We start from the raw sequence: 24,950 nt of genomic DNA, 5'->3' as shown, positions 1-24,950 counted from the left end.
AATTTTTCTGCCGTTTTAATTGGTTTTTATGTTGATGGTATAAACGTTTTAATTTGTGTTGATAACCCTGGAGCAATGACCGCTTGTTCATAAATGCGCGCTTCTGCCAAAGCATAGGGATTAAAATATTCTGAGACCAAAACACTGGCCATATGTGCCACAACGTTCATATGGCACACCACTACAATAGACTCATACGGTAAATGTGACAACCATTCCACTGCAACTTTGGCATCATCTTCCGGTTTGATGGCATTACAAATAACCACAGGCACATGTGGAAAATGTTTTTGCAAAGATGAAAGTGTTTGCTGCGCCCGCAGTAGCGGACTCACCACAAAAACGTCTGGTTGAATTATATCTTTCAAATATGCTGCAGTTTCTGCCGCTTGAGTTTGTCCGCGCGCTGTTAAAGGACGCTTTTCATCATTCCCCATTACTGGCGGAGCAGCTTCGCCATGCCTAACCAATGTCAGTTGCATAAAATTTCCTTATTCTATTCCGCACATTATATACAGCCAGTATGACAAAGCTATGTGTATTGCATATTAATCAGCAAACTTAAACTTGCTGATGTGGCAAGACAAATTCAACATCACTGCGATGGCCATTTTTCATCAGTGACAATGCAATATTCAGTGCCGGTGCACCTTCAAAAATCACTTCGTACAAGGCACTGGTAATTGGCATATACACACCCAACTCCTCAGAGCGTGCGCGTACTTGCACAATGGTATTAATCCCTTCCGCAGTTTGTCCCAGTTCTTTGGTGGCTTGTTCTAAGCTTTTACCACTACCGAGTGCAAAGCCGACTTGGTAATTACGGCTAAGTGGACTACTACAAGTTGCAAATAAGTCACCGACACCAGATAAACCTAGGAATGTTAATGGGTTTGCGCCTAATTTCACTGCAAAGCGGCTCATTTCTGCCAAAGCACGTGTCAAAATCATACTCTTGGTATTTTCACCGACACCATAAGCCGCAGCTAGACCCATCGCGACTGCATAGATATTTTTCAGAGCACCGCCCAATTCCACGCCATGCACATCATCACTGGCAAATACACGGAACAACGCACTGTGTAGCGCTTGTTGAACTGCATAACGAACCAGCTCAGATTGGCTTGCGATCACTGTTCCTGCTGGTTGTCCTGCAACAATTTCCTTCGCCAAGTTTGGCCCTGAAAGCACACCATAAGGGACTTCAGGAAGTTCTTCACGAATAATATCGCTCATAAAGCTAAAGGTATTGGCTTCAATACCTTTGGTTAAAGACACCACTGCTTGTGAGGTGATAAAAGGTTTGATCTGCTTTAAAACACTACGGAAAGAATGGCTCGGAATAGCCACTAAAATAATGTCACGATTACATACTGCTTTTTCTAAATCTGAAACAGCAAGCAAACCAGCTTCTAATTGAAAATCTGGCAAGTAACGTTTATTGATATGTGTTGCATTGATGTCCGCAGCTACCGCCTCATCACGAATCCATATCATGGTGTCACAGCCATTACGTACTGCGGTATTGGCCATCGCAGTACCAAAACTCCCACCACCCAACACCGTAACACGTAGTGCAGTTTTTTGATCAACTGACACAGGGCTAACAAGACTTGCAAAATCAAGTTCTGACATTGTTCTTTTATCCTAATTTCTTTACTGATCGAACTTCATCAATCGATCTATTTTTCACTTTTATTGGTTTGCTTTATGCCAATGGCTTACAAAGTCAGCAGACTGTATTTCAGCACGAGGTGGAATTGCTTTCACAGCTGTACCGATATAAATAATGCCTGAAATCAAATCGTTTTCCGTTAAGCCTAAGGCTTGTTTAAACAATTTAGATTCAACCACCGCTCCACTACGCCACATGGTTGAAAAGCCCTGTGCTTGTAAAGAGAGCAAAAAGTTTTGTACTGCTGCGCCTGAACTTAAAATTTGTTCGAAATGCGGAACTTTGGGATGATCTTGTAATTGAGTTAAAGCCAAAACCAATAGTGGCGCACGAAATGGATGGTGTTTCACACGTTCCAACTGCGCTTCTTCTGTTTGTCCAGTATCGGCTAAAGCATGTGAAAGCAACTCACCAAATGCTTCACGTTCAGTTTCAGGAATAATCACGAAACGCGTAGGCTTAAGACGATGATGATCTGGCGCCGTTAAAGCGGCTTGAAACGCATTTTCCAATTGCTCAGCATTCGGCGCAGGTTCAATTAAATGACCAATCGACTGACGCTGATGAATATTTTGATGAACTGTATCAACTGCTGATTTTAGAATTGACATCTATACACTGTACTTTAAAACGTTTGCTCAAGATTAGCATATTCTCAATAACTTACTCTAGAATGTTTACATCAGACTCGGTGCTTATTTGTTAAGTCAGCTTTATTCACAGATTTACTATAAAAAAACCGCATAACTTGTACAGCAGTTCCCTGTTCTATAAGAAATTTTATGTTCAAATAAATCAAATTGTTTCTAACTCGGGGCACCGCATGAAAAAATTCAACAAAACTGTTGCCATTGTTAGCACGCTAAGCGCAACTGTGCTTTTAGCTGCATGTACATCTACGCCAACAAAATCTTTAGCGATTCAAAAACCAAATAATCAATATGAAGTGACTGCCGTAGGTAAAACCAGTTTAGCGGCAAAAAATAATGCAATTGCAGCTGCAAATAGTACCTGTGGTAAAAATGCGACCCCTGTCGTCGTGGATGAAAAGCAAGAATACAACGGTGTGTTAAAAGGCGTGGTCGATGAAAAGACAGGTCAAATGATTCAGGCGGCGGCTGGCGTACTTGGCACCATTACTGGAAATAGCGGTAGCATCAGCAAAGATGATGATTACCAAACCGTACTAACCTTTAGTTGCCGTGCAAACTAAAACGCTAGTCTGTGATTTTGTTTTGTCATTAACTCAAAATGAAATAGTCGACATGAAATAAAAAAGCCTGCAAATCTGCAGGCTTTTTAGAAGCAAAATTAGCAATAACCGTCTAAACGGGTTAAAGGTAATTTTTGACCAATGGCTTTTTCAATTTCAGGCAGTGAAAAAGCATCATCTTCAGACAAGAAACTAATACTCACACCACGAGTACCTGCACGACCTGTACGACCGATACGGTGTACATAATCATCAGACTGTTCAGGAAGTGTGAAGTTCACGACATGAGACACGCCATCCACATGGATACCACGACCCGCAACGTCTGTTGCAATCATGATGTTATGTTGACCATTTTTAAACTGATCAAGCATTTTCAAACGCTTATCTTGAGCGATTTCACCTGACAACATCACCACTTTATAACCGTCTTTTTTGAGATGATCATAAAGTTTACGCACTTGATCACGACGATTGGCAAAGATCATGACCTTTTCAATTGGTTCATCACGTAAGATGTCTTCCAGCAATTTATATTTATCAGACTTCGCCACCATGTAGACACGTTGCTCTACATCTGCATTAGTTTTTTTCTCAGGTTCAATTTCAACAGTTACTGGTTCAAACAACCATTGCTGTGCCAAATTTAAAACGTCATAACTAAATGTTGCAGAGAACATCAAAGTTTGTCGTTGTTCTTTACGTGGTGAAAAGCGCACGATACGTTTTACAGATGGGATAAAGCCCATATCTAATAAACGGTCAGCTTCATCAATCACTAAAAATTCTATTTGATCGAGCCAAACTTCTTTTTGTTCAACAAAGTCAATTAAGCGACCCGGTGTCGCCACCATAATGTCGACAAAATTACGATTTAATAGATTTTTTTGCTTATCAAAATCTACCCCACCGAGCAAAGTCATGACATTGAGATCAGTGTATTTCACTAATTCTTTTGCATCACTTTCAATTTGCAAAGCAAGTTCGCGCGTTGGTGCAAGAATCAATGCACGCGGTTCACCACGATAACGCTGTTCTTTAATTGGATTATTCAACAAGTCATTGATCACACTGACCAAGAAAGCCGCAGTCTTACCAGTACCAGTTTGAGCACGACCAATAGCGTCATGTCCAGCCAATGTAAATTTTAAAACCTTTTGCTGAATAGGCGTCATATCCTTAAAACCTAAAGCATCAATGGCTTTTTTAAGGTTCGGATGTAAATTTAAGGTTTCAAAACCTGATGACATATAGATGTGCCCTAATTGAATAATCACAAAATTATCGAAGCATTATAAACAAAAAACGCCCCAATTTACATTGGAGCGTTTTTGAGTACATTCAGACGATTAGTCTAAAGGTTGTACTTCTTCAGCTTGGAAGCCTTTTTGGCCTTTAACAACGCTGAATTCTACGCGTTGGCCGTCACGAAGTGAACGGTGGCCTTCGCCCATAATTGCGCGGAAATGAACGAATACGTCGTCGCCGCCGTTACGTTGAATAAAGCCAAAGCCTTTAGTGTCGTTGAACCATTTAACAACGCCTTGTTCACGAGCTGTCATAAGTTAATCCTTATCGTATTTAAAAAAGAAGGACCACCCGGTGTTGCAAACAGCAGACCAAACAAGGTTAAAAAAAATATTTTTATTTCTAAGCTTGTAATCATTCTGTAAAACTATCAACAAAATCCCGGTTACATCCAAATATATCAAGAGTTAAGAGGCTTCACAGCCAACAAAAATCTTAACAACGCAACGAGCTTAACACGGGTTTACCGCAATTAATAGATTTTTTTGATCTATTTTCCTTTTGAATATTCTTATTTTTTCACATCGTTTGAGTTATAAATCACAAAGGATTTTTACCTATTTTAGGTTGGGATTTGGCACTGTATTTGCTAATATTTCCATTGAAATGTAAACATGTTGGATCTGCTTCGTGAGTGACAGCCAAAATTCGCTTTTAACTGTAGATGCAATGGGTAAACCCTGCCCGATGCCACTATTGATGCTCAAAAAAGCTTTAAAGAAAAGTCCAGACCAATCTTTATTGTTAAAGTCATCCGATCCGCACAGCCAACAAGATGTATCACGATACTGTCAAATACATCAGTTAAACTGTGAAATGCGCAAAATTTCCGATTCTGAGTTTCATTACTTGATTGAATCTTAAAAAGATTCAGTTAAACTAAATTGCTTCATAATTGAATAAAAGTTTACATTTCTATACCCAATTTTCCATAATTTACGGAAATATTGGATTAAGATGAATCTTAGTTATTGGGCTTACCCATTTTAATTCTCAAGGAGAAAACATGAGTGACAGCAGCAATCAATTGATGCCCCTGTCATTATCGGCACCTGGGGTGAATCTTGGTGCTTATATTAGTACTGTTAATCAGATTCCAATTTTATCGGCCGAACAAGAAAAAGAGCTGGCTGAGCGTTATTATTATGACCAAGATTTAGACGCAGCTAAAATGCTAGTGATGTCGCATCTTCGTTTTGTTGTGCATATCGCACGTAGCTATGCAGGCTACGGTTTGCCACAAGGTGACCTGATTCAAGAAGGTAACTTGGGCTTAATGAAAGCGGTAAAACGTTTTGACCCAAACATGGGCGTACGTCTTGTATCTTTTGCTGTGCATTGGATTAAAGCAGAAATTCATGAATATGTGATTCGTAACTGGCGTATTGTCAAAATTGCGACCACTAAAGCGCAGCGTAAATTATTCTTTAATTTACGTAGCTTAAAAAAGTCATCTAAAAAATTAACTTTGGCCGAAGCACAGTCGATTGCCAATGACTTAAATGTAACACCTGAACAAGTCTTGGAAATGGAAGGCCGTTTAACCGCTTATGATGCTGCCTTTGAAGCTCAAGGTGATGACGACGATGAAGGTTCGACCCATGTCGCTCCTGCCCTTTATCTCGAAGATAACCGTTACGACCCCGCGCGTTTAGCGGAAGATGAAGATTACGAAGAACAAAGCACTTCAGCTTTACATGAAGCCATGGATCAGTTGGATGACCGTTCACGTAATATCTTACAACGTCGCTGGTTAGATGACGAAAAGTCGACGCTGCATGAATTGGCGGCAGAATATAATGTATCTGCTGAACGTATTCGTCAGTTGGAAAAAAATGCGATGGAAAAAATTAAAGTCGCAATGTCTTCAAACTAATTTGAAGGCTTTTCCCAGTCATCCTATAAAAGAGCATTTCGATGCTCTTTTTTTATGTCTAAATAGTATTGAATGACAAACTACAACCCAAAAACTTTGGGCATTTTTGCTTTAACCCTGCGTGCTAAATATGCTATGGTTATGCGCAAATTTTGTTAAGGTGAATGCACATGTGGATTGCCATTTCCGCACTTAACTTAGCTTTTGCTGTAATGCTTGGTGCCTTTGGTGCACACGGATTAAAAGCGCGCGCGACTGAAGCCCAATTGGCTTGGTGGCAAACTGCAACGGACTATTTCTTTTATCATGCACTGGGCTTACTTGCCCTCGCGATCTTATCTAAAGTCATTCCCCAACTTCCAATAAAAGCCAGTTTCCTGCTTATACAAATTGGTATTTTCTTCTTCTGTGGTTCTTTATATGTGATGGCTCTAGGCTTACCACGTGGTCTCGGTGCCATTACCCCGATTGGTGGTGCGCTAATGATTGCTGGATGGCTCATATTGGCATGGAATGCGTTTAAATACGCAAAATAATCAACAGCAGAATTGGCCTTACTCAACAGGCAAGGCAGCAAGAACGGAATCCGCAAATGCAAATCTATTTAAACGGCGAAGCTACACAAACCGAATGTGTCAACCTCTTGCAATTGGTTCAACAATTACAACTGGAAGGCAAACGCTTCGCTGTTGAAAAAAATGAAATGATTATCTCGAAAAGTAAATTGGAACAAACCCCAATTGCAGAGCAAGATCATATTGAAATTATTCATGCCGTAGGTGGCGGCTAAAATGGAGCTCCCATGGAAGATACACCCCTAATCATTGGTTCACGTACATTTAATTCACGACTTTTAGTTGGTACAGGTAAGTACAAGGACTTAACGGAAACTGACCAGGCCATTCAAGCCAGTGGTGCTGAAATTGTGACCGTTGCCATTCGCCGTGTGAATATTGGTCAACATCCAGACCAGCCGAACTTGCTTTCTGTAGTTCCACCTGAGAAATATACGATTTTGCCAAATACAGCCGGTTGTTTCGATGCGAACAGCGCGGTCCGTACTTGTATGTTGGCGCGTGAACTCTTAGATGGTCACAATCTGGTTAAACTTGAGGTTTTAGGGGATGAGAAAACCCTATATCCAAATATTACCGAGACTTTAAAAGCTGCACGTACGTTGATTGACGATGGCTTTGAAATCATGGTTTATACCTCAGATGACCCAATTGTGGCACAAGAACTGGAAAGCATGGGCTGTGTAGCGATTATGCCTTTAGGTAGTCTTATTGGCTCAGGTTTAGGTATTCTCAACCCACATACCATTTCGATCATTAAAGACAATGCCAAAGTACCTGTTTTGGTCGATGCTGGTGTCGGTACAGCAAGTGATGCAGCGATAGCGATGGAATTGGGCTGTGATGGCGTATTAATGAATACAGCAATTGCAGCAGCTCAACACCCTGTTCTGATGGCTTCAGCGATGAAAAAAGCAGTTGAAGCCGGTCGTGAAGCGTTCCTAGCAGGACGTATGCCACGTAAGCGCATGGCAAATGCCAGTTCACCTGAAACCGGATACTTCTTTAAATAAGAACTCATTCACGGTATAAAAGAGGACTCTATTGAGTCCTCTTTTTGATTTTGAAAACCTGATAATAATGAAAATATCCCATATATTTTGTACTTTGAGTCTTTGTGTCGCATCTAGTTGGCTGTCTGCCCAAGTGCCGAGCACAGCCAAATCACTCGCGCCTCAAGGTTGGAACATTTTGATGGCTACGAGTGGAGACCTAAACAAAGATCAAATGCCAGATATTGCTATGATCGTGGAAAAGCAAAAAGTCGATGTAGCGACCTATGATGACGATGGCAAAGTCGTTCATAACCATCCACGAAAACTCATCGTGTTTTTTAAAACCGCAAAGGGATATCAACGTATCGCTGAAAACAACAGCATCCCTGTCGCTCAGCAACCGAATTCATGCTTACTTGATCCACTTGCTGAAGCAGAAGACATCCAAATCAGTAAAGGCAATTTACTCGTTCATTTTAGTTATTTTATGGCTTGTGGTGGCTGGGAATGGCCCCGACATAGTTATACCTTCCGTTGGCAAAATCAACGCTTTGATCTGATTGGTTTTGACTACAATAGCTTTCACCGAGCTTCTGGTGAAGAAACATCGAAAAGCTATAATTTTTCGACCTTAAAACGTAAGGAAATTGTAGGCGGCAATATGTTTGAAGATGCCAAAACTCAAACCAAATGGTCAACCTTCAAAGCACCACAACAACTGACGCTTAAAAATATTAACTTTGATGATTTCTATACACAGTTCGAGTACTAAGTTGAACCTGAGCAATAAAAAACCGCCAATTTCGGCGGTATTTTATTATTCAATTTGAATACACAACTTAAGGAATCAATCCTTCATCACGCATCGCAATTTGAACTGATTGACGCTCTGCAACTTTGTTACGTAATGCAATGATATTTTTATATGGCGTTAAATCATGACCGATGCCATTTGACCAATTTGTCAGTACAAAGAGATAAGCATCTGCTGGGCCAAAGTTATCATCGACCAAATAGTCGTTATCCGATTCATCAATCGCTTTATCGATATATGTCAATAAACGATCAATTTCTGCATAAGCTTTTTCTTTTGCGTCTGCATCTAGTGGTGCACCAAAGAATACGGCATAAGCATCATGTAATTCTGAGTTCAAATAGCCAAGCCATTCTAAAACTTTGGCACGACCTAAACCTGATGGCGGAATTAAGTCTTGTTTTGGATCATGCTGTGCAAGGAACGGTAAAATGGCCACATTCTCGGTCAGGATCAAACCTGGGTTTATTTCTAATGCAGGTACATAACCTTTTGGGTTGATCTCGTAATAATCTACCCCTTTTTCTGTTTTATGGTTTTTTAGGTCAACACGGACCAAATCAAAATCGACATTAATTTCATTTAAAATTATATGTGATGCTAATGAACATGCACCTGGAGAATAATAAAGCTTCATATCTGATCCTTGTTATGTACTATTCAATGTTTTAAATCTCTTCTGTCAAACTTTCAAGTGATCAAACCTGTAAATTGCAAAAAAGCGTAAATGCTGAAACACATATACTCATTGACTATTATCCATATTTAAGAAGATTTCAAGTCACTGTGTTATGCATTTTTATACTCAGTTGTTTTAACATAGCCGCGTTTAAGATTTGATGAAAAGTTACCGTGTTACAACTTAAAAAAGAACAATGGTTTTCCAATATTCGTACTGATGTACTCGCTGGCTTGGTGGTTGGACTTGCGTTGATTCCAGAATCCATCGCCTTTTCAGCTATTGCTGGGGTTGACCCTCAGGTTGGTTTGTACGCTTCGTTTTGTATTGCCGTCACCATTGCCTTTTTTGGTGGTCGTACAGCAATGATTTCAGCTGCTACGGGTGCGATGGCCTTACTTATGATCACTTTGGTCAAAGATCATGGTTTGCAATACCTTTTGGCTGCCACGGTTTTGACTGGTGTGATTCAGATCATTGCTGGCTATTTTAAAGTCGCAAAACTTATGCGCTTCGTCTCGCAGTCAGTGGTGTATGGTTTTTTAAATGCACTCGCGATTTTGATTTTTGTCGCACAGCTACCTGAAATGTCAAAGATGGATAGTTGGGGCTATGTCTTTATGCTTTTAGGGCTTGCGATTATTTATCTTTTTCCATATCTACCTAAAATTGGCAAAGCCATTCCATCACCGCTGATTTGCATTATTGTCCTCAGTGGTTTGGCATTATTTTTAGGTGCTGACCTGCGTACTGTGAGTGATTTGGGTAAGTTTCCAGAGACTTTACCTATTTTCTTGATTCCTGAAATTCCTTTTAATCTTGAAACCCTCACGATTATTTTTCCCTATTCCATTACCCTAGCAACAGTTGGCCTATTAGAAACGATGATGACCACGACAGTGATCAATGAAGTCACTGGAACTGAAGGTGATCGTCATCAGGAATGTCGTGGTCAAGGGATTGCCAATATTGTCAGTGGCTTTATGGGCGGCATGGCTGGATGTGCCATGATTGGGCAGTCGATTATTAATGTTAGTTCTGGCGCGCGAACTCGCCTTTCCACTTTGGTTGCAGGTGTATTTTTGTTGTGTTTGGTGGTGTTCTTAAAAGACTGGCTGGCTTATGTCCCAATGGCTGCCTTAGTCGCGATTATGGTCATGGTGTCATTCACTACGTTCCAATGGAATTCTGTCAAGCAATTTTCAAAGCATCCAATGTCTTTTAATGTCGTGATGATTGCTGTGGTGATCGTGGTGCTTGCAACACATAACTTGGCCCTTGGCGTATTGGTTGGCGTGCTCCTCTCTGCGTTGTTTATTATCAATCAACTAGAAAGTTCGGTAAAAGTCACATCAGAACTTAAAGACAAAGTCCGTAGTTACACGGTCTATGGGCAAATTTTCTTTAGTAGCTCTGAGAGTTTTTATCAATTTTTTGATTTTCAGGAGAGGGTTAGTCATGTGCGAATTGATCTGAGTCATGCACATATTTGGGATATTACTTCCGTTAATATTTTGAAGAATGTCGTGCAAAAATTTGAATCAAGACAGATTCAAGTAGAGGTTTTTGGCTTAAATGAAGCAAGTAGCACTTTACTCGACCGTGTCAGTGACTAATGGATTATTGAAATATTCACTTTGAATCCAATCAATTTTCAATAAAGTGTGACCTATTGATACCCTATTCAGGATGTATATAGCAAAGGGTTTCAATAATCAAAGTCTCATTTGTAATGACATTACATAAAATACTAAGGCTATAAAAAAGAGAAAAATTCACCATTCATTCGATTTAACTGTATAATTCATCTCATAAAATTATAACTATCAAAAATAAAATAAAGATTTGATGTGACTTTCTATTTATTTTTTTAAATTGTGGATACACAAAATTGGGGGAATTTTGATGGTATGGTTTTGGTCACGACACTGCATTCAAGCAAATCGGCTGCTGGTCTTAGCGAGTCTATTTTGCCTGCTATGTTGTTTCGCTATACCCACTTTTGCCAATTCCACCCCTCAGATCTCAAGCAGTCATTGTCCTGTTGAAATTACCCATATTGCCACAGCTAAAAGCGCTGTCGAGCAAGAGCGCCCACGTACAGGTTGGCAAAATCTGCAAAAGCTTCCAGACACATGGAATAAACGTTGGCCGGACTATCATGGTATCGCTTGGTACAAAATCCAATTTAAGTTGAACTGTAATTTCCATCAGTTAAATCAACCCATTGCTATCGCTATACAAGGCATCACCCAAAGTGGACGGGTTTATATCAACGATGCCCTACTTTGGCAAGATTACATTTCAGCAGAACATTTTTCACGAAGCCAACATCAACCTAGACTATTGAACTTGCCTAGCTCGAGTTTAAAGCAAGGTGTAAATACCATTTGGGTGCAAGTGTATGGTTCAGTGACCCAAAAATCAGGACTCAGTTCAGTTCAAATTGGGGAATACCCGCAAGTCTACGACACCTTTAAGATTTGGCTACTCGAACAACGACAATTAGTCGAACTCAATACGATGATTAATTTCGTCGTGGCTGTGTTCTTTTTTTTAGCATGGCTCGCCAATCGCAATGAAAGAGCTTATTTATGGTTAACCATCACAGGCATGGCTTGGGTGTTTTATAGCCTGTGTATTATTTTTAATGGGCCAATTACATTTCTAACCACCGTACAGGTCGACCGCCTACAAAATATTATTTTCTGTTTTTATACAGTTTTTGGCTGTATTGGTGCGTGGTATTTTGCAAACCATCCCTTCCCGAAAATTCAAAAACTGTTATTAAGCCTTGCCACCATCGCAGCACTCTGTATCGGTTTTGCACCAGAGGCTTATTTAAAGACCGTCATCCAAATTTGTTTTAGCTTCTTTGTTTTGGTCTTTGTGGCCAAATGTATTAGCTACCCGTACTTGGCGTATAAAGCCAAAATGGCCGAAACCTATTTGCTTGCAACGCTGTATCTGATTTATTTACCGATTGCGGTACATGATGCGCACTTTATGATGACCATGGAAGGCCATGCGCTCTCACCATATACTGGCCCACTAACCACCCTCGTCTTGGGCGGCGTACTGGCTTTGCGTTTAGCTCGACACACCCGTCAAATTGAACGTTTTAATAAGACCTTAACTGAAAATGTACAACGAGCTGAACTGAAACTCGCTACCTCACTTGGTCAACAACATCAACTCGCGCTTGAAAATGCACGACTTCAAGAACGAATTCATTTATCTCATGACTTACATGATGGTTTAGGCGGATCAATTGTCCGTTCAATTTTACTGTTAGAACAAAATGACAAAATTGAAAAACCACAAATCATGTCGATGCTTAAACTGTTCCGAAATGATTTAAGACAAGTCATCGATTCAGGTTCGAGTATAGGAACGAAAGTTCCAGACACCCCGATCGAATGGGCGGCACCGATTCGCCATCGCTTTGTACAGCTCTTTGAAGAATTAGACATGAGCTCGAGCTGGAAAATTGCTGCCGAATGGATTCACTCACCTTCTGCGACCCAATGTCTCAATTTGACTCGTGTCGCAGAAGAAACCCTGACCAACATTTTAAAGCATAGTCGGGCTAGCAAAGTTCAAGTCAGTTTGTGCGAAACAGAGACTCAACTGATATTACGTATTGAAGATAATGGTATCGGCTTCGACCCTAATGATGTTGAACAAGGTCTACATGTTGGTCTACATAGTATGCAAACACGAATCCATCGTATCGGTGGTGAATTTAAAATACAGTCACAGCCGGGTTGTACCGTTCTTGAGGCCATTTTACCGTTTAAACATGATGATACAGATAGTGAAGATCTTGATGAAAAAACAGCCTAGATTAATGTTAATTCATGACTTTTGAGCTGAGCATTTGACTGTACATGGCAAATGCTCAGCACGGCTCCAATCGGTAAGATTGAGCAAAAAGCGGATATATTCACGGTAAAAAATTTGACTTGTGTATCTCAGGACTTAAAATACGGCATTCGAATTTTTTACATTTGCCAAAGTTATGTCGAACGATCAATTAGACCAGCACGCTGTAGATCTGGATAACCTAAACGAACACCGTGAAATTGTGACGTTTATGCGCCGCTCTGCGCCACTTAATACTTCGCAACGTACTGCGCTGGAACAATATGGTCATCTAATTTTGGAATATCCTGTTGGGGATTTGCGTCAGCATTTTGAACACCCTGAACGCCCATTAACTGTTGAGATCGGTTTTGGTATGGGGCGTTCTTTGGTACTAATGGCAAAAGCAAACCCTGAACGTAACTTTGTCGGTATTGAAGTACATGTTCCGGGTATCGCTCAATGTGTGTATGAAGCAGGTCTTGCAGGTTTAACTAACCTTCGAGTATTAGATGCTGATGCCATCCAAGTGCTACGTGAAATGCCAGATAACAGTATTAATACTGTCCAATTATACTTCCCAGATCCTTGGCAGAAAAAACGTCATTTCAAACGTCGTTTTGTATCTCATGACCGTATGCCATTGGTTGAAGAAAAATTAGAAATCGGGGGTACATTCCATTCAGCAACTGACTGGGAACCGTATGCTGAATGGATGATCGAAGTTCTTGAAGAACGTCCACGTCTTGAAAACCTTGCAGGTAAAGGCAATAGCTACCCTCGTCCAGACTGGCGTCCGCAAACTAAGTTTGAACGTCGCGGAATTGAAGCAGGCCATAAAATTAATGACTTCATCTTCAAAAAAGTAAACTAACTTTGGAATAAAGCAAAAAACCACCGTTAGCGGTGGTTTTTTATTGCTGTTTTTGATCTAAGATTTATCTGTGTTGTATCAAATCATATAAAATGAATAACCACTAAGCTACTTGCGCTTGGAGCTGACTTTGTCGAATCATATCCACGGCTTTTTCAGCAATCATCACTGTCGGTGCATTGGTATTGCCATTTACCACAGAAGGCATGATAGATGCATCGACGACACGAAGGTTTTGAATGCCGTAGACTTTCAATTCAGGGTCAACCACTGACATCTCATCTACGCCCATCTTACAACTACCGACAGGGTGATAAACCGTATCCACACGCTGACGTAAGATTGCACGTATATCATCATCCGTTTTGACCAGTGAGGTAAATAAATCTTGCTGATAATGACTCGATAAAGACGGCGACATCATTAACTGCTGCGTCAACTTAAAGCCTTGTACCAAATCTTCTAAATCCTGCTCATCCCCTAAAAAGTTTGGATCAATCAATAATGGATCATTGACACTGGAACCACTTAGTTTGATCGTGCCGCGACTTCTTGGATTGAGCAGACACACATGACACGATAAACCATGGCTTGTATGAAATTTCCGTGCATGGTCATCTACTAACGCCACGACAAAGTGTAATTGCAAATTTGGTATCGCTAAATCGGGTGAAGACTTTAGAAAACCGCCACATTCTGCAAAATTTGAAGCAATCATACCCCTTCGTTCCTTACGATAGCGACTGAACTGCTTGAACATATCAATTGAGCCGGGTAAAGACATGCCAAATGTGCCTTGGTATTCTTTGACTTTATAACCAAAAATGAAATCGGGATGGTCGTGGAAGTTCTTTCCTACACCCGGTAAATGGTGTTTCACTTCAATGCCATGCGCTTGGAGTTCGCTCTGGTCGCCTACTCCAGACAACATTAAAATCTGCGGTGACTGCATCGCTCCGGCACTGAGTAAAACCTCTCGTCTTGCTTTTAAGTGTTTCATTTGCCCTGCATGTTGGACTTCAACACCTGTGGCCACTTTATCTTCTATAATGATTTTATGTGTTGTGGCTTTGGTCAATACAGTTAAATTTGGTCGGTTTAAATGCGGAAACAAATAAGCACGCGCCACACTACAACGCTCTCCATTGATATGTGTTACCTGATAAATCCCTAAGCCTTCTTGTTCTGCGCCATTAAAATCATCAAGGACTTTATGACCTTCTGCACGAGCCGCTTCGGTATAGCGTTGATGGAAAATATTGTCACTTTGTACATCTGTGACGGACAGAGGGCCGTCATTACCGTGGAATTCATTGTGTATTCGGTTGTTATTTTCCGAGCGAATAAAATATGGCAAGACCTCGTCGTATGACCAGCCAGTATTGCCCTGTGCCGCCCATTGATCATAGTCATTTTTATGTCCACGAATATAAATCATGGCATTAATACTCGATGAACCACCAAGGCATTTTCCACGTGGTTGATAGCCTTTACGACCATTCAAGCCAGCTTGAGGCACAGTTTCAAAGGCCCAATTATTGATCTTAGTCGGTAAACTCACCACGCATGCAGCTGGAATATTGACCGTCCACTGATCACCTTGCCCACCTGCTTCTAATAAGCACACAGATATATGTGGATCTTCACTGAGGCGTGCAGCCAGTACGCACCCCGCACTTCCACCACCAATCACAATGTAATCAAATTCCATTTTTGACATTATTTTCATCCAATTGATTATTTTTATAAATGCACAATAATGGATTTAACGCTGACAGAAAAGTTTCTTTCTTAAAATAATGAGCGCCATACCGAGCAAGAAAAATGAGACTATTGATCAAAATTTTGATGCAAGTTTCACTCATGCAACGTAGTAACTATATCGGTGAAAATGATCGATAAACTTAGTACACGCAAACTTGGTCTTTATTCTTTTAATCCATAGCCGTTTTAAATGCACTGTAAGCTGCATAGCTAAAGATTTGACTGAAACAATAAATTTGATCAAAGCCTATTTCCGTCAGTAAGCTTTGATAGTGCTGCTGGCTAATCAGTTCAAAATCATCTTCTAAACGCTGCATCATTTTTGTCGCTTGCGCAGCAGATAAACCTTGCATTTGGCAAAATTCAGGCAGGACACGCTGCTCAAAATTCGAATGAGTTTGCATCAAGTCAAAACTTAAAAAAATGCCATGCGGTTTAAGTAATTCAAAAGCTTTAGTTAAAAATTCATTTTTTTCGGACAATGGAATGAAATGCGTCACCAAGATACTCAGCACCGCATCAAAACAACTCGCCTGCTCAAAAGTAGTGTGACTGCCCAAAACAAATTTGACGCGATGCAACTGTCCAGCAGCTTCAACACGTTGGCGTGTTTGATTCAGCATGTTTTCAGACAATTCTGTAACGGTAAATGACCATGTTGGATTCAAGGCCATGAGATAACCCAATTCATAACCCGTCCCACATCCAATAATCAATATATGGGCATCTTCAGCGACATGGCAATTCAACACCGCCTGAATTTGTTGATGGACAAGTTCATAGCCGGGAATTAATTTTCGAATATGCGCATCATAACTTGCGACCACTTGCGGACTATTAAAATCTTTTGCCATGTAACATCCTGTTTGACATGTATGTCTAAGCTAATAAATATTCATTGTTCTATACGGATTATTTATTTCTGATGATGCCCAAGAATCTGCTGACTCAGCATTTCATAGACCGCTTTCAGATCGACTTGATCAGCTTGCTCAAGCATATGGGCGTGCATTTGCATGATATTTTGATCCCCACGCATGGCAGGACCTGTTTGCATGTTACGTGGTTCAGCCTGAGTAGCTTTATTGGCTGTCTCTAAAATCAAAGGATAAAGTAAACTAAAATCGACGTGTTTTGCATCGACAATCTGCTTTGCCATGTCATAACAATAATTACTAAAATTACAGGCAAACACCGCAGCGAGATGCAAACTCAAGCGCTGTGCCGAATCATATTGATAAACCCTTTGGCTAATGCTGTGTGCTAAATCTGTAAGTGTCGTCAAATCTGTAGGATCTGCCGCTTCTACAAAGATCGGTGTCGACGTCCAGTCCACATCTCGATCTAAACTAAAAGTTTGTAAAGGATAAAACACCCCTGCTCGCGAATGCTGCTGGGTCAGTACTGTGATATTGGTGCTACCTGACGTATGCACAATCAGAACTTGTGGCAGATAGGCTTTGACTTGCTGAATAACGGTTGCAATCGACTGGTCGCTCACCGCTATGATCAATAGATCAATCTCAGCATTCAACTTAGTTGGGGTATGAATAGCTTCTGCACCTACACTTGCTGCAAGTTTTTCTGCCTTTTCAAGATTTCGTGCATAAACTTGCACAATGTGATGTTGTGGATGAAGCACATTGAGCAAATGATGTGCAACACGACCTGCACCCACAATACTGATTCGCATATAGTTTTAACTCATTTTGGATGGCTAAAGCATGTCAGGAAAATATCGGACGTGCAAATCGAGTCGTATCGATAGAATGATTTATTTTCAATTCTTTACATCAGTTTCGCTCAGATAAGACAAAAAAGGGATGCGCTTCATCCCTTTTGCTAGACGTCAATCTGAGTGTAATTCATATCATATCGCTTTCAATCTAGACAATATCCACGATATACACTTTCGTTTTTAAGATTTACCAATGATTTGATTCAGTGTTTGTAGGTATTGTTCTGCATCTCGGCGCGCATTGAATTTCTTTTCAAATACACCTGTGTTTTGCACACTGTTGGGTGTGTATTCTACCGAAACAACAAAGGTATCAAGCAAATCTCTATTAATCCGAATTGCAATAATATGATGTGAGTTTAAATAAAAACCTTCATCAACCTTAACTAACATGACCCGCCTCAAAAATCCCACATAATAAAATAGATAAAAAATCTAAACATTCATAAACTTGGATGCATTACCGCATACAGTCATTCATGTGTTAGACCTATTTTATTGTAACGCCATTATGTGATTTATGTTGCAATTATTATAAAATTTAAATGAATAATCAGAGAATGTCATTCAGTTTCTGTCTTCTAAACATGATTGATTTTCAATCCTAACTAAAGTTTAGATAAAAAAGACTGGATATAAAATGTGCCTGCTGCCATACCTATGACAACAGGCTCATTTTAGTAGGACTGATTTAACTCAAATCAATCGTACAGAGAGGTTGAACGATTAAACACTTAACATGCTATTTAAGGTTTCTGATACATTCTTCGATTTCACGACAGGTTTAAGCGCTTCAAGTTCGGCTTTGACTTCACTACGCTGCGGCTCTGCCAACGTGTACCAACGGGACAAAATTTGCAGTAACCGTGAACCGACAATTGGATTTTTCTCATCGAGGAATTTTGCTAATTCAACAATATGCTGCACACCAAAGCTCCAAGTGTTGACAGGATTGCTATTTAAGCCACCAGTAACCGCACGAATACGGTTCGGTACTTTCAAGTCATAATCAGGATGAGCAGTCAGTGCCTTAATGGTTTCCGCAGTTGCTTTCGGATGTGCTGCTTGCAACATAAACCATTGGTCCATCGACAAGGCTTCATTTTTAAAGCGTGTATAGAAAGTTTCTAAAGCTTGCTGTGCTTGTGGTGCATCATTCCAAACCAATACTTTTAAAGCACCAAGACGTTCAGACATATTGCCTGTAGAGCTGAATTGTTCATAAGCCAATTCAAATACAGATGCATCGCCTTGACGTGCCATCATGCTCAACATAATGTTTTTCAATGCACGAACACCCATGGCTTGTGAAAATTCTTTCTGCGCATCTGGGTCTAAAGTTGCATAAGTCTCTTTAAAGAATGAACCTAACTCACGTGCCACACGACTTAACAGTGCTTCACGCTGTTCTTGCACTTGGGCAGGACTGTAGTCGGTATCAATACGACTACCTAAATAACCCTCTGTCGGTACATCGAATAAACGTGAAGCAAGTAATGGATCACGCTCAACCAATGCTGGTAATGTATTTTGTATAGCTTGGACATAGATGTCAGCATCATGGCCATTTAACAAAATACGTTCTAACAAGGTTTGGCTGGCTTGCCATTGGTTAAAACCATTCGGCTCGTACTGCATCAGGAAAGCAAGCTCTTCATCTGAATAGTTAAATTCAAGATTAACAGGTGCAGAGAAATTACGCAGTAAAGACACAACAGGCTGGGTTTTTACATCGCTAAATGTAATGGTTGCAGTATCGGTATCAAATAAATACACGCCATCTTTGATGCCATTTTCAACCAATGCATCTGAGCTGAGAACTAACTGTTCACCACTCGTCGCATCAAACAATGCCAAAGCCACAGGAATAGGCACAGCTTTTAAATTTGGATATTTCGGATGAGCTTTTAAGCTTTGTTTCAAGCTTAAAGTATAGGTTTGATTTGCAGCATCGTACTCACCTTTTGCTTCAAGTTTTGGTGTACCCGGTTGGTTATACCAAATCAAGAAACTCGATAAATCTACACCTGATCCCGCTGTTAGTGCTGCTACCCAATCTTCAACAGTCACGGCTTGACCATCATGGCGTTTGAAATATTCGTCTGTACCTGCACGGAATTTTTCTTTGCCCAAGAGTGTCGCCATCATGCGGTTAATTTCCGCACCTTTTTCGTACACTGTTGCGGTATAGAAGTTATTAATTTCAACAAAATGATCTGGACGCGGTGGATGTGAAAGCGGGCCTGAATCTTCTGGGAACTGATGTGCTTTTAACACAGCAACATCATCGATTCGTTGTACCGCAGCAGATTGTAAATCTTCTGAGAACGACTGATCACGGAATACTGTCAAACCTTCTTTTAAGCAGAGTTGGAACCAATCACGACAGGTAATACGGTTACCTGTCCAGTTATGGAAGTATTCATGTGCAATCACAGACTGAACGCGCATGATCGCAGCATCAGTCGTGTATTCTTCATCAGCAAGCACACAAGAGGTGTTGAAAATATTCAAACCTTTGTTTTCCATTGCACCCATGTTAAATGCACTGGTTGCCACGATCATATAATTGTCTAAATCATAAGGACGACCATAATGTTCTTCGTCCCAACGCATCGAATGTTTTAAAGCTTCCATGGCAATATGACATTTTGGAATGTCTTTTTCTTCTGCATAGATTTCTAAAGCAACATTACGACCTTCAGAAGTCACGTAAGAGTCTTTAAGTAATGCCAAATCACCAATCACACAGGCAAAAAGATACGATGGTTTTTTGGTTGGATCTTGCCAAACGGTATAATGACGACCTTCACCGGTTTCACCCGCTTCAATCAAATTACCATTGGCAAGTAATACAGGGAATTTTTTATCCGCTTCGACACGTGTGGTAAATACCGACAACACATCTGGACGGTCAGGATAATAGGTAATTTTACGGAAGCCTTCAGGCTCGTTTTGAGTAACGAATAAATCGCCTGCCGCTTGGTATAAACCTTCGAGTTGAGTATTGCTTTCAGGATGAATCACGACTTCGGTTTCAATGACAGCTTGGTCAGGTGCATTTGAAATCACCAGTTGTTCTGCATCTACAACATAGGCATCTGCTGGCAAAACTTGACCATTTAAGCGAATTGATTTGAGTTCCAAATCACGACCCAATAACACCAAATCCCCAGCCGTTTGACGCTGCATCACTAATTTTGCATTTACATTGGTATGCTCATCAAAGACTTGAATATCTAGATCGATACTATCTACGACAAATGATGGTTTTTGATAATCTTTTAAATAAACAGTTTGGTCTGCTTCGACCGCTGGATTTGCCGCAATATTCATATCTCGTCCTATTCCTTAGTTATTGCTTCATCAGCTTTTTGAACACATTGTGAATGACTTGATCATACGACAAGATGCATAAGCTGTCTTCGCATTTACAATGATTTATATATGGGCTCAGCGCATGTTGTTTTCAATCATCTTTATAGAATAATTTAAAGGCTGGCACATATTTTCGCCATGTTTAAGCAAAATAAATGCCTGAGTTGAGTACAGCTATAACAATGTGCAAATTTTTTTATCTACCTAAAATAAATAAAGCGCCTATATACTAGAAAGAGAAAGTACAGGTGCTTAATCCATCTGTACGTTCAAATTATTGCGCTCAAACTTTCCTGCTTAAGACTTAGAGGATTATTGATTTACGAAAATTAAATCGAGTGCACTGTCGTAGTCTGCTGCAAAGTAAAATTGAAATGCCGTGACTTTTGAGGTGAGGAATTGCTGAATTTCTTCCGTCGCACCCGCCACATAAATTTTAGATACTTGATGTTGCTGCGCCAGGCCAAGTAACTCGATCGTCTTTTCCAGTGTTTGATCATGCCCAATAATCAGCGCACCAACCGTACCCTGTGACTGCTTATATAATTGCATACGGGTGATATTGCTGTTTTTAAGTGCGTCTGACATATGTATTCCATACAAAGAAAGGATAAAAAAAGATCAAAACCTTTAGAAATCCAGCTGAATCATACTATGTATCAATTTCAGTAGATTCCGCTTTGTTTCAGTCCTGCAAGTTAAGATCATTAGAATTATAAGCTCAATATATACAAATATACTTTTAAAATCCAATCGCTTAGACGATTCCCTCCAAAAAGCACCTTAACTCTCGAATCATATCAATATTCTGATTTAGATTTGATTGCATACTTCTGTTTAAACGATGCACCAAGATGTTTCTTTTTCAACAGTTTAAGCATTTTGAGAATTCATTAGACATAGCCATACGCATCAATATTATTTTATTACTTTTAAATTAATAATTTATTTTCAATATCTTAGCAAATAAATATACAGTTTATCTGCTTTAAAATCTCTACTCAAAACATTTGAGCATGCGTTTTGCATCTACTTAATTGCCAAAAGCAAAATATTCAGGCTAAAACAACAAGAGGTGCATTATGTTTATTAAAGAACACATCATCCGTATTGAAAATATGAAGACACTGCAAGCGCTTGATGCTGCAAATATCGACCATCAGGTGATTGCAATGTTTATGACCTGCGAAGGGATTCCCTTCAAAGCCTTTGAGGTCAGTTCATTACTTAACTCATATAGTGCATTAGGCACTAAAAAAGTCGCGTCTAAAAAAGTGCAAGCCTTAATACAAGCCAAACAATTTGGAGAGGAGGACGAATCGATCCCATGCCCAGCCGCCTATTAATAATCCATTCTAACTAAAAGCTGCATCATCACTATGCAGCTTTTTTATTTGTCGACTTCTCGCCTGAGCTGCCGCAACTCAAATTCCAAACCCGTCTTTAAACAGAGATGTGTATAATCAATTTAATCTTTCAATAAACGCTGGCAACATGTTCAATATTCTACGCAAACAAATGGATGAAAGTACGCAATGCCCGTTGTGTCGTGCATCTATGTATTGGGTAGATGCTGAAAAATTAGATGAGCAAGAATTTAATTTTTATCAGTGTAGCCACTGTCATCATCAAATATTTCCAGAACAGCAATACAACTGTCATTGTGAAAACTGTCAGGCTGCGCGAAAAAAACTACTGAAAGAAACCCGTTTACAAGAACAGCGTAAACTCAAAAATAAAGATATCGTTGAACGTGAATTAAGTGAACTGAGTTTTTTACAGAAACTCTTTTTGCTGGCTTTATTGGATAATCACGTCCAAGAACATACGGCGCATCAAGAATTTATCGACTGGGACGCTATTAAGTATCATAACATCAGCCCGAATTATTTCTTCCAACAGTCGCTCAAAAAGCATCTCGTGCATGAGCAAATTTTGATTGTGAAAGATGATGCGCTACAAGCTGAACAGTATTATATCAATGTCCGTCTGGATGGCTATTCGGAGCCCAGTCTTTTTAGCGTAGCGCAGCAACTCCGTCATTGGTTTTATGAAAATTTAGCCTTGGGTGTTCCCTTTAAAAGTGCTGACGAAGTGAAAGAGTGTTTGTATCTTCTACTGTTTCAAGAAATTGTGCAATTCATGCAGTTTTACTGTAAGACATGGGGTATTCAAATTGCAGGAAATAAAAGCTTTCAAGTGTTCTGTTATCGCCTACTCGACCATTTAGCGGTTGGGCAGATTTACTATATGATTCAGTCAGCACTCGAATATCTACATAAACAAAAAGCCCTGCAAGTTCGTAATGAAAATTTCATTAACACCAATCTGTTAAAAAAGACCTTACAGCAATACCGTGAACGTGGCTTACAGGAAAAATGGGAAACTTTTACCCTCCCTCGTCCGCCACAACTCCCCTTTAGTAAAATGAGTGAAATTTTGCTCTTTAACTTTTTAGGACTCGATGAAAGTATCTTTGTGCAACCAATACGCCATGCTTGGAAAAAAATCGAACCTCGCTTAAATTTTTATTCCACAAAGCGTTGCATGTACTGTGGTTCACAAGAACTCTCTGTCGATTATGATGCCGCAGATTATGTGACCCTGTTCTGCCGTAATTGTAAACATCAAGACCATTACTTCACCCGCTAAGGGAGAAAACAATGAATCAATCTGAAAATTTTGAAACGACCATGAACAGTGAATTAACTGACTTAAATAGCCCGCTTTTACAAAGCGTCATTAATGCGTGGATTGAACTTCAATCCAAACAACCTTTGGTGCACATCATCACCAATGCAGTTGCGAGCAATTATGTCGCCAATGTCCTTTTAGCTGCGGGTGCTTCTCCTGCAATGATTGATAATTCCTTTGAAGCCGAAAGCTTTGCCTCTATTGCCAGTGCATTGAATATCAATTTAGGTACGCCAACGTCTGAACAAATGCAGGCCATGCAAATTGCTGCACAAACAGCACAAAATTTAAATAAACCTTGGGTGCTTGACCCTGTCGGTTATGGCCCCGTTTTGCCGTGGCGATCTGAAATGGTTGACCAATTACTCCAATACAAACCAAGCATTATTCGTGGCAATGCATCAGAAATCAGTGGTCTTGCAGGTAATCAAGGTGAGTCACGCGGTGTCGATAGCACGCTCAATAGTGCCGAGATTTATTTAAATGCTGTGCCCTTGTTAGAACACTGTGAATGTGTGGCAATTTCAGGCGAATCAGATTTCATCTTATCGAAAGAAATGAATGCAGTGATTCAGATTAATGGTGGATCTTACTTACAACCCAAAGTGACGGCTTCTGGCTGCGCTTTAGGTGCGTTAACAGCGGCGTATTGCGCCGTGAGTGAAACGCTAACTGCTGGCACGGTCGCAGCACATTTGCACTTTGCGATTGCGGGTCAAAAAGCCTATGAAATTAGCTCAAGTGTCGGCAGTTTTAATGTTGCATTTTTAGATGAAATTTATAATCTCAATGAAGATGATTTCAATCAACTTGCCAACATGCAAATTTATTCACTATAAAGCTATGATACCTTGAGAAAACAAAAACAGCTTGAGTATAGGACTCAAGCTGTTCAGGGATTCATACTGTTTTGTACTAATTAATATGCGAAAAAATTTACTGTGCCGTACTGTCACTTGCAGCATTGGCATCAAACATTTCTGAATCTTCGATCGTTTCTGTTGGATTACTCAAAATCATGTCTAGGTCATAGTCTCCCGCATAGACAATATTTTTGATTTTTGAACAGTCGCCATCACTCATTTCATAATTTAAGACTTTGGCTTCATCACCAATTTTAAACTCAGCAAGAACGACGTTTTTATTTTCATCAAAACTCAGTTTAGGCTGAACGCCTTTTTTCGAATCTTGCTGCGGATCTTGGCTATCCGTGAAAATATCAAAATCTACATTACACGCTTGTTGCGACTGCTTACAGTTAATTTCTGCTTGCATACGTTCCGCTAACGATGGCTCAAAATAGGCAGCGAGTTGATCTTTACTCAAAGCATGTAATTTCAACTCTTGGTCATAAATTTGTTTGACCAATTTTTCAGGAGTAACACATTTCTGCGATTGCTCTTGTATTTTTTGCTCTGCAGGCTGACAAGCCGTTAAAAAGATTGCCGCACCAAAACCTAATAATCGATATATCGTCATTTGTCCCATAACACATCCATGTCC

26 protein-coding genes are annotated in these 24,950 nt (G+C 40.0%); 13 read left to right on the top strand and 13 right to left on the bottom strand.

The annotated features are described in order from the left end of the window. Positions 1–26: 26 nt before the first annotated feature. From FTU80_RS03255 to FTU80_RS03245, 3 genes are all read right to left on the bottom strand, one after another. The gene (locus FTU80_RS03255) at positions 27–482 is read right to left on the bottom strand and encodes a histidine phosphatase family protein (RefSeq protein ID WP_078193626.1); all 456 of its coding nucleotides are present in this window, start codon (positions 480–482) and stop codon (positions 27–29) included. A gap of 79 nt (positions 483–561) precedes the next feature. Continuing rightward, positions 562–1,635 (bottom strand): NAD(P)H-dependent glycerol-3-phosphate dehydrogenase, encoded by a 1,074-nt coding sequence (locus tag FTU80_RS03250; protein ID WP_180003016.1) that lies wholly within the window; start codon positions 1,633–1,635, stop codon positions 562–564. Between the two features lie 60 nt (positions 1,636–1,695). Continuing rightward, on the bottom strand, positions 1,696–2,286 hold the full coding sequence (locus tag FTU80_RS03245; RefSeq protein ID WP_171525909.1) for a nitroreductase family protein: 591 nt from the start codon (positions 2,284–2,286) through the stop codon (positions 1,696–1,698). Between the two features lie 212 nt (positions 2,287–2,498). Here FTU80_RS03245 and FTU80_RS03240 point away from each other — a divergent pair, with 212 nt between their 5' ends. Next, positions 2,499–2,888, top strand: a complete 390-nt coding sequence (locus FTU80_RS03240) for a hypothetical protein (protein ID WP_078188876.1) — start codon at positions 2,499–2,501, stop codon at positions 2,886–2,888. A 98-nt stretch (positions 2,889–2,986) separates the two neighbouring features. Here the strand turns inward: FTU80_RS03240 and rhlB are convergent, their stop codons facing one another. Both rhlB and FTU80_RS03230 read right to left on the bottom strand, forming a co-directional pair. Continuing rightward, positions 2,987–4,138 carry an ATP-dependent RNA helicase RhlB gene (rhlB, locus tag FTU80_RS03235; RefSeq protein ID WP_180003018.1) on the bottom strand — a complete coding sequence of 384 codons (1,152 nt, stop codon included), beginning with the start codon at positions 4,136–4,138 and terminating at the stop codon, positions 2,987–2,989. Between the two features lie 99 nt (positions 4,139–4,237). After that, on the bottom strand, positions 4,238–4,450 hold the full coding sequence (locus tag FTU80_RS03230; RefSeq protein ID WP_005014923.1) for a cold-shock protein: 213 nt from the start codon (positions 4,448–4,450) through the stop codon (positions 4,238–4,240). Positions 4,451–4,865: 415 nt separating this feature from the next. Here FTU80_RS03230 and FTU80_RS03225 point away from each other — a divergent pair, with 415 nt between their 5' ends. The 6 genes from FTU80_RS03225 (at position 4,866) to FTU80_RS03200 (ending at position 8,414) form a co-directional block, all read left to right on the top strand. Next, positions 4,866–5,060 (top strand): sulfurtransferase TusA family protein, encoded by a 195-nt coding sequence (locus tag FTU80_RS03225; protein ID WP_078189214.1) that lies wholly within the window; start codon positions 4,866–4,868, stop codon positions 5,058–5,060. A 142-nt stretch (positions 5,061–5,202) separates the two neighbouring features. Then, complete coding sequence (rpoH, locus tag FTU80_RS03220) at positions 5,203–6,072, top strand: RNA polymerase sigma factor RpoH (RefSeq protein WP_078188879.1); 870 nt, start codon at positions 5,203–5,205, stop codon at positions 6,070–6,072. A 170-nt stretch (positions 6,073–6,242) separates the two neighbouring features. Next, on the top strand, positions 6,243–6,608 hold the full coding sequence (locus tag FTU80_RS03215; RefSeq protein ID WP_078188880.1) for a DUF423 domain-containing protein: 366 nt from the start codon (positions 6,243–6,245) through the stop codon (positions 6,606–6,608). 56 nt (positions 6,609–6,664) lie between these two features. Continuing rightward, complete coding sequence (gene thiS, locus FTU80_RS03210) at positions 6,665–6,862, top strand: sulfur carrier protein ThiS (RefSeq protein WP_111885686.1); 198 nt, start codon at positions 6,665–6,667, stop codon at positions 6,860–6,862. 12 nt (positions 6,863–6,874) lie between these two features. Further along, entirely contained in the window at positions 6,875–7,660 is a 786-nt protein-coding gene (locus FTU80_RS03205) for a thiazole synthase (RefSeq protein WP_078193631.1), read from the top strand. A gap of 181 nt (positions 7,661–7,841) precedes the next feature. Continuing rightward, a complete protein-coding gene (locus FTU80_RS03200) occupies positions 7,842–8,414 on the top strand; it encodes a hypothetical protein (protein WP_180084241.1) in 573 nt (190 codons plus the stop codon). Between the two features lie 67 nt (positions 8,415–8,481). Here the strand turns inward: FTU80_RS03200 and FTU80_RS03195 are convergent, their stop codons facing one another. Further along, positions 8,482–9,093 carry a glutathione binding-like protein gene (locus FTU80_RS03195; protein ID WP_180023888.1) on the bottom strand — a complete coding sequence of 204 codons (612 nt, stop codon included), beginning with the start codon at positions 9,091–9,093 and terminating at the stop codon, positions 8,482–8,484. 215 nt (positions 9,094–9,308) lie between these two features. On the opposite strand from FTU80_RS03195, the gene FTU80_RS03190 reads away from it, so the two are divergent. The 3 genes from FTU80_RS03190 to trmB all read left to right on the top strand — a co-directional run bounded on the left by FTU80_RS03190 (position 9,309) and on the right by trmB (position 13,873). After that, positions 9,309–10,751, top strand: coding sequence for a SulP family inorganic anion transporter (locus tag FTU80_RS03190; RefSeq protein ID WP_180084240.1), 1,443 nt, complete (start codon positions 9,309–9,311; stop codon positions 10,749–10,751). Between the two features lie 289 nt (positions 10,752–11,040). After that, positions 11,041–12,981 carry a sensor histidine kinase gene (locus tag FTU80_RS03185; RefSeq protein ID WP_180084239.1) on the top strand — a complete coding sequence of 647 codons (1,941 nt, stop codon included), beginning with the start codon at positions 11,041–11,043 and terminating at the stop codon, positions 12,979–12,981. A 175-nt stretch (positions 12,982–13,156) separates the two neighbouring features. Beyond that, positions 13,157–13,873, top strand: coding sequence for a tRNA (guanosine(46)-N7)-methyltransferase TrmB (trmB, locus tag FTU80_RS03180; protein ID WP_078188891.1), 717 nt, complete (start codon positions 13,157–13,159; stop codon positions 13,871–13,873). A 103-nt stretch (positions 13,874–13,976) separates the two neighbouring features. On the opposite strand, the gene FTU80_RS03175 is transcribed toward trmB, so the two are convergent. From FTU80_RS03175 to FTU80_RS03150, 6 genes are all read right to left on the bottom strand, one after another. Beyond that, entirely contained in the window at positions 13,977–15,593 is a 1,617-nt protein-coding gene (locus FTU80_RS03175) for a GMC family oxidoreductase (RefSeq protein ID WP_180084238.1), read from the bottom strand. A 214-nt stretch (positions 15,594–15,807) separates the two neighbouring features. Next, entirely contained in the window at positions 15,808–16,491 is a 684-nt protein-coding gene (locus FTU80_RS03170) for a class I SAM-dependent methyltransferase (protein ID WP_180084237.1), read from the bottom strand. Positions 16,492–16,553: 62 nt separating this feature from the next. After that, on the bottom strand, positions 16,554–17,330 hold the full coding sequence (locus tag FTU80_RS03165; RefSeq protein ID WP_180084236.1) for a Rossmann-like and DUF2520 domain-containing protein: 777 nt from the start codon (positions 17,328–17,330) through the stop codon (positions 16,554–16,556). 225 nt (positions 17,331–17,555) lie between these two features. Next, a complete protein-coding gene (locus tag FTU80_RS03160) occupies positions 17,556–17,768 on the bottom strand; it encodes a hypothetical protein (RefSeq protein ID WP_078193638.1) in 213 nt (70 codons plus the stop codon). Between the two features lie 333 nt (positions 17,769–18,101). Then, positions 18,102–20,711 (bottom strand): aminopeptidase N, encoded by a 2,610-nt coding sequence (gene pepN, locus FTU80_RS03155; RefSeq protein ID WP_180084235.1) that lies wholly within the window; start codon positions 20,709–20,711, stop codon positions 18,102–18,104. 354 nt (positions 20,712–21,065) lie between these two features. Beyond that, a complete protein-coding gene (locus tag FTU80_RS03150) occupies positions 21,066–21,341 on the bottom strand; it encodes a hypothetical protein (RefSeq protein WP_180084234.1) in 276 nt (91 codons plus the stop codon). A 494-nt stretch (positions 21,342–21,835) separates the two neighbouring features. Between FTU80_RS03150 and FTU80_RS03145 the strand changes: the two genes are divergently transcribed. From FTU80_RS03145 to thiM, 3 genes are all read left to right on the top strand, one after another. After that, positions 21,836–22,099, top strand: coding sequence for a hypothetical protein (locus FTU80_RS03145; protein WP_180084233.1), 264 nt, complete (start codon positions 21,836–21,838; stop codon positions 22,097–22,099). Between the two features lie 148 nt (positions 22,100–22,247). Continuing rightward, positions 22,248–23,405: a hypothetical protein gene (locus tag FTU80_RS03140; RefSeq protein ID WP_111885041.1), complete on the top strand. Its 1,158-nt coding sequence runs from the start codon at positions 22,248–22,250 to the stop codon at positions 23,403–23,405. Between the two features lie 11 nt (positions 23,406–23,416). After that, complete coding sequence (thiM, locus tag FTU80_RS03135) at positions 23,417–24,286, top strand: hydroxyethylthiazole kinase (protein ID WP_180084232.1); 870 nt, start codon at positions 23,417–23,419, stop codon at positions 24,284–24,286. 97 nt (positions 24,287–24,383) lie between these two features. Here the strand turns inward: thiM and FTU80_RS03130 are convergent, their stop codons facing one another. Beyond that, positions 24,384–24,935, bottom strand: coding sequence for a hypothetical protein (locus FTU80_RS03130; protein WP_180084231.1), 552 nt, complete (start codon positions 24,933–24,935; stop codon positions 24,384–24,386). Between the last annotated feature and the right edge of the window lie 15 nt (positions 24,936–24,950).

This window comes from Acinetobacter sp. YH12145 (genome assembly GCF_013418335.1).
GTDB lineage: Bacteria > Pseudomonadota > Gammaproteobacteria > Pseudomonadales > Moraxellaceae > Acinetobacter > Acinetobacter amyesii.
This window is presented reverse-complemented; position numbering and strand designations above follow the sequence as displayed.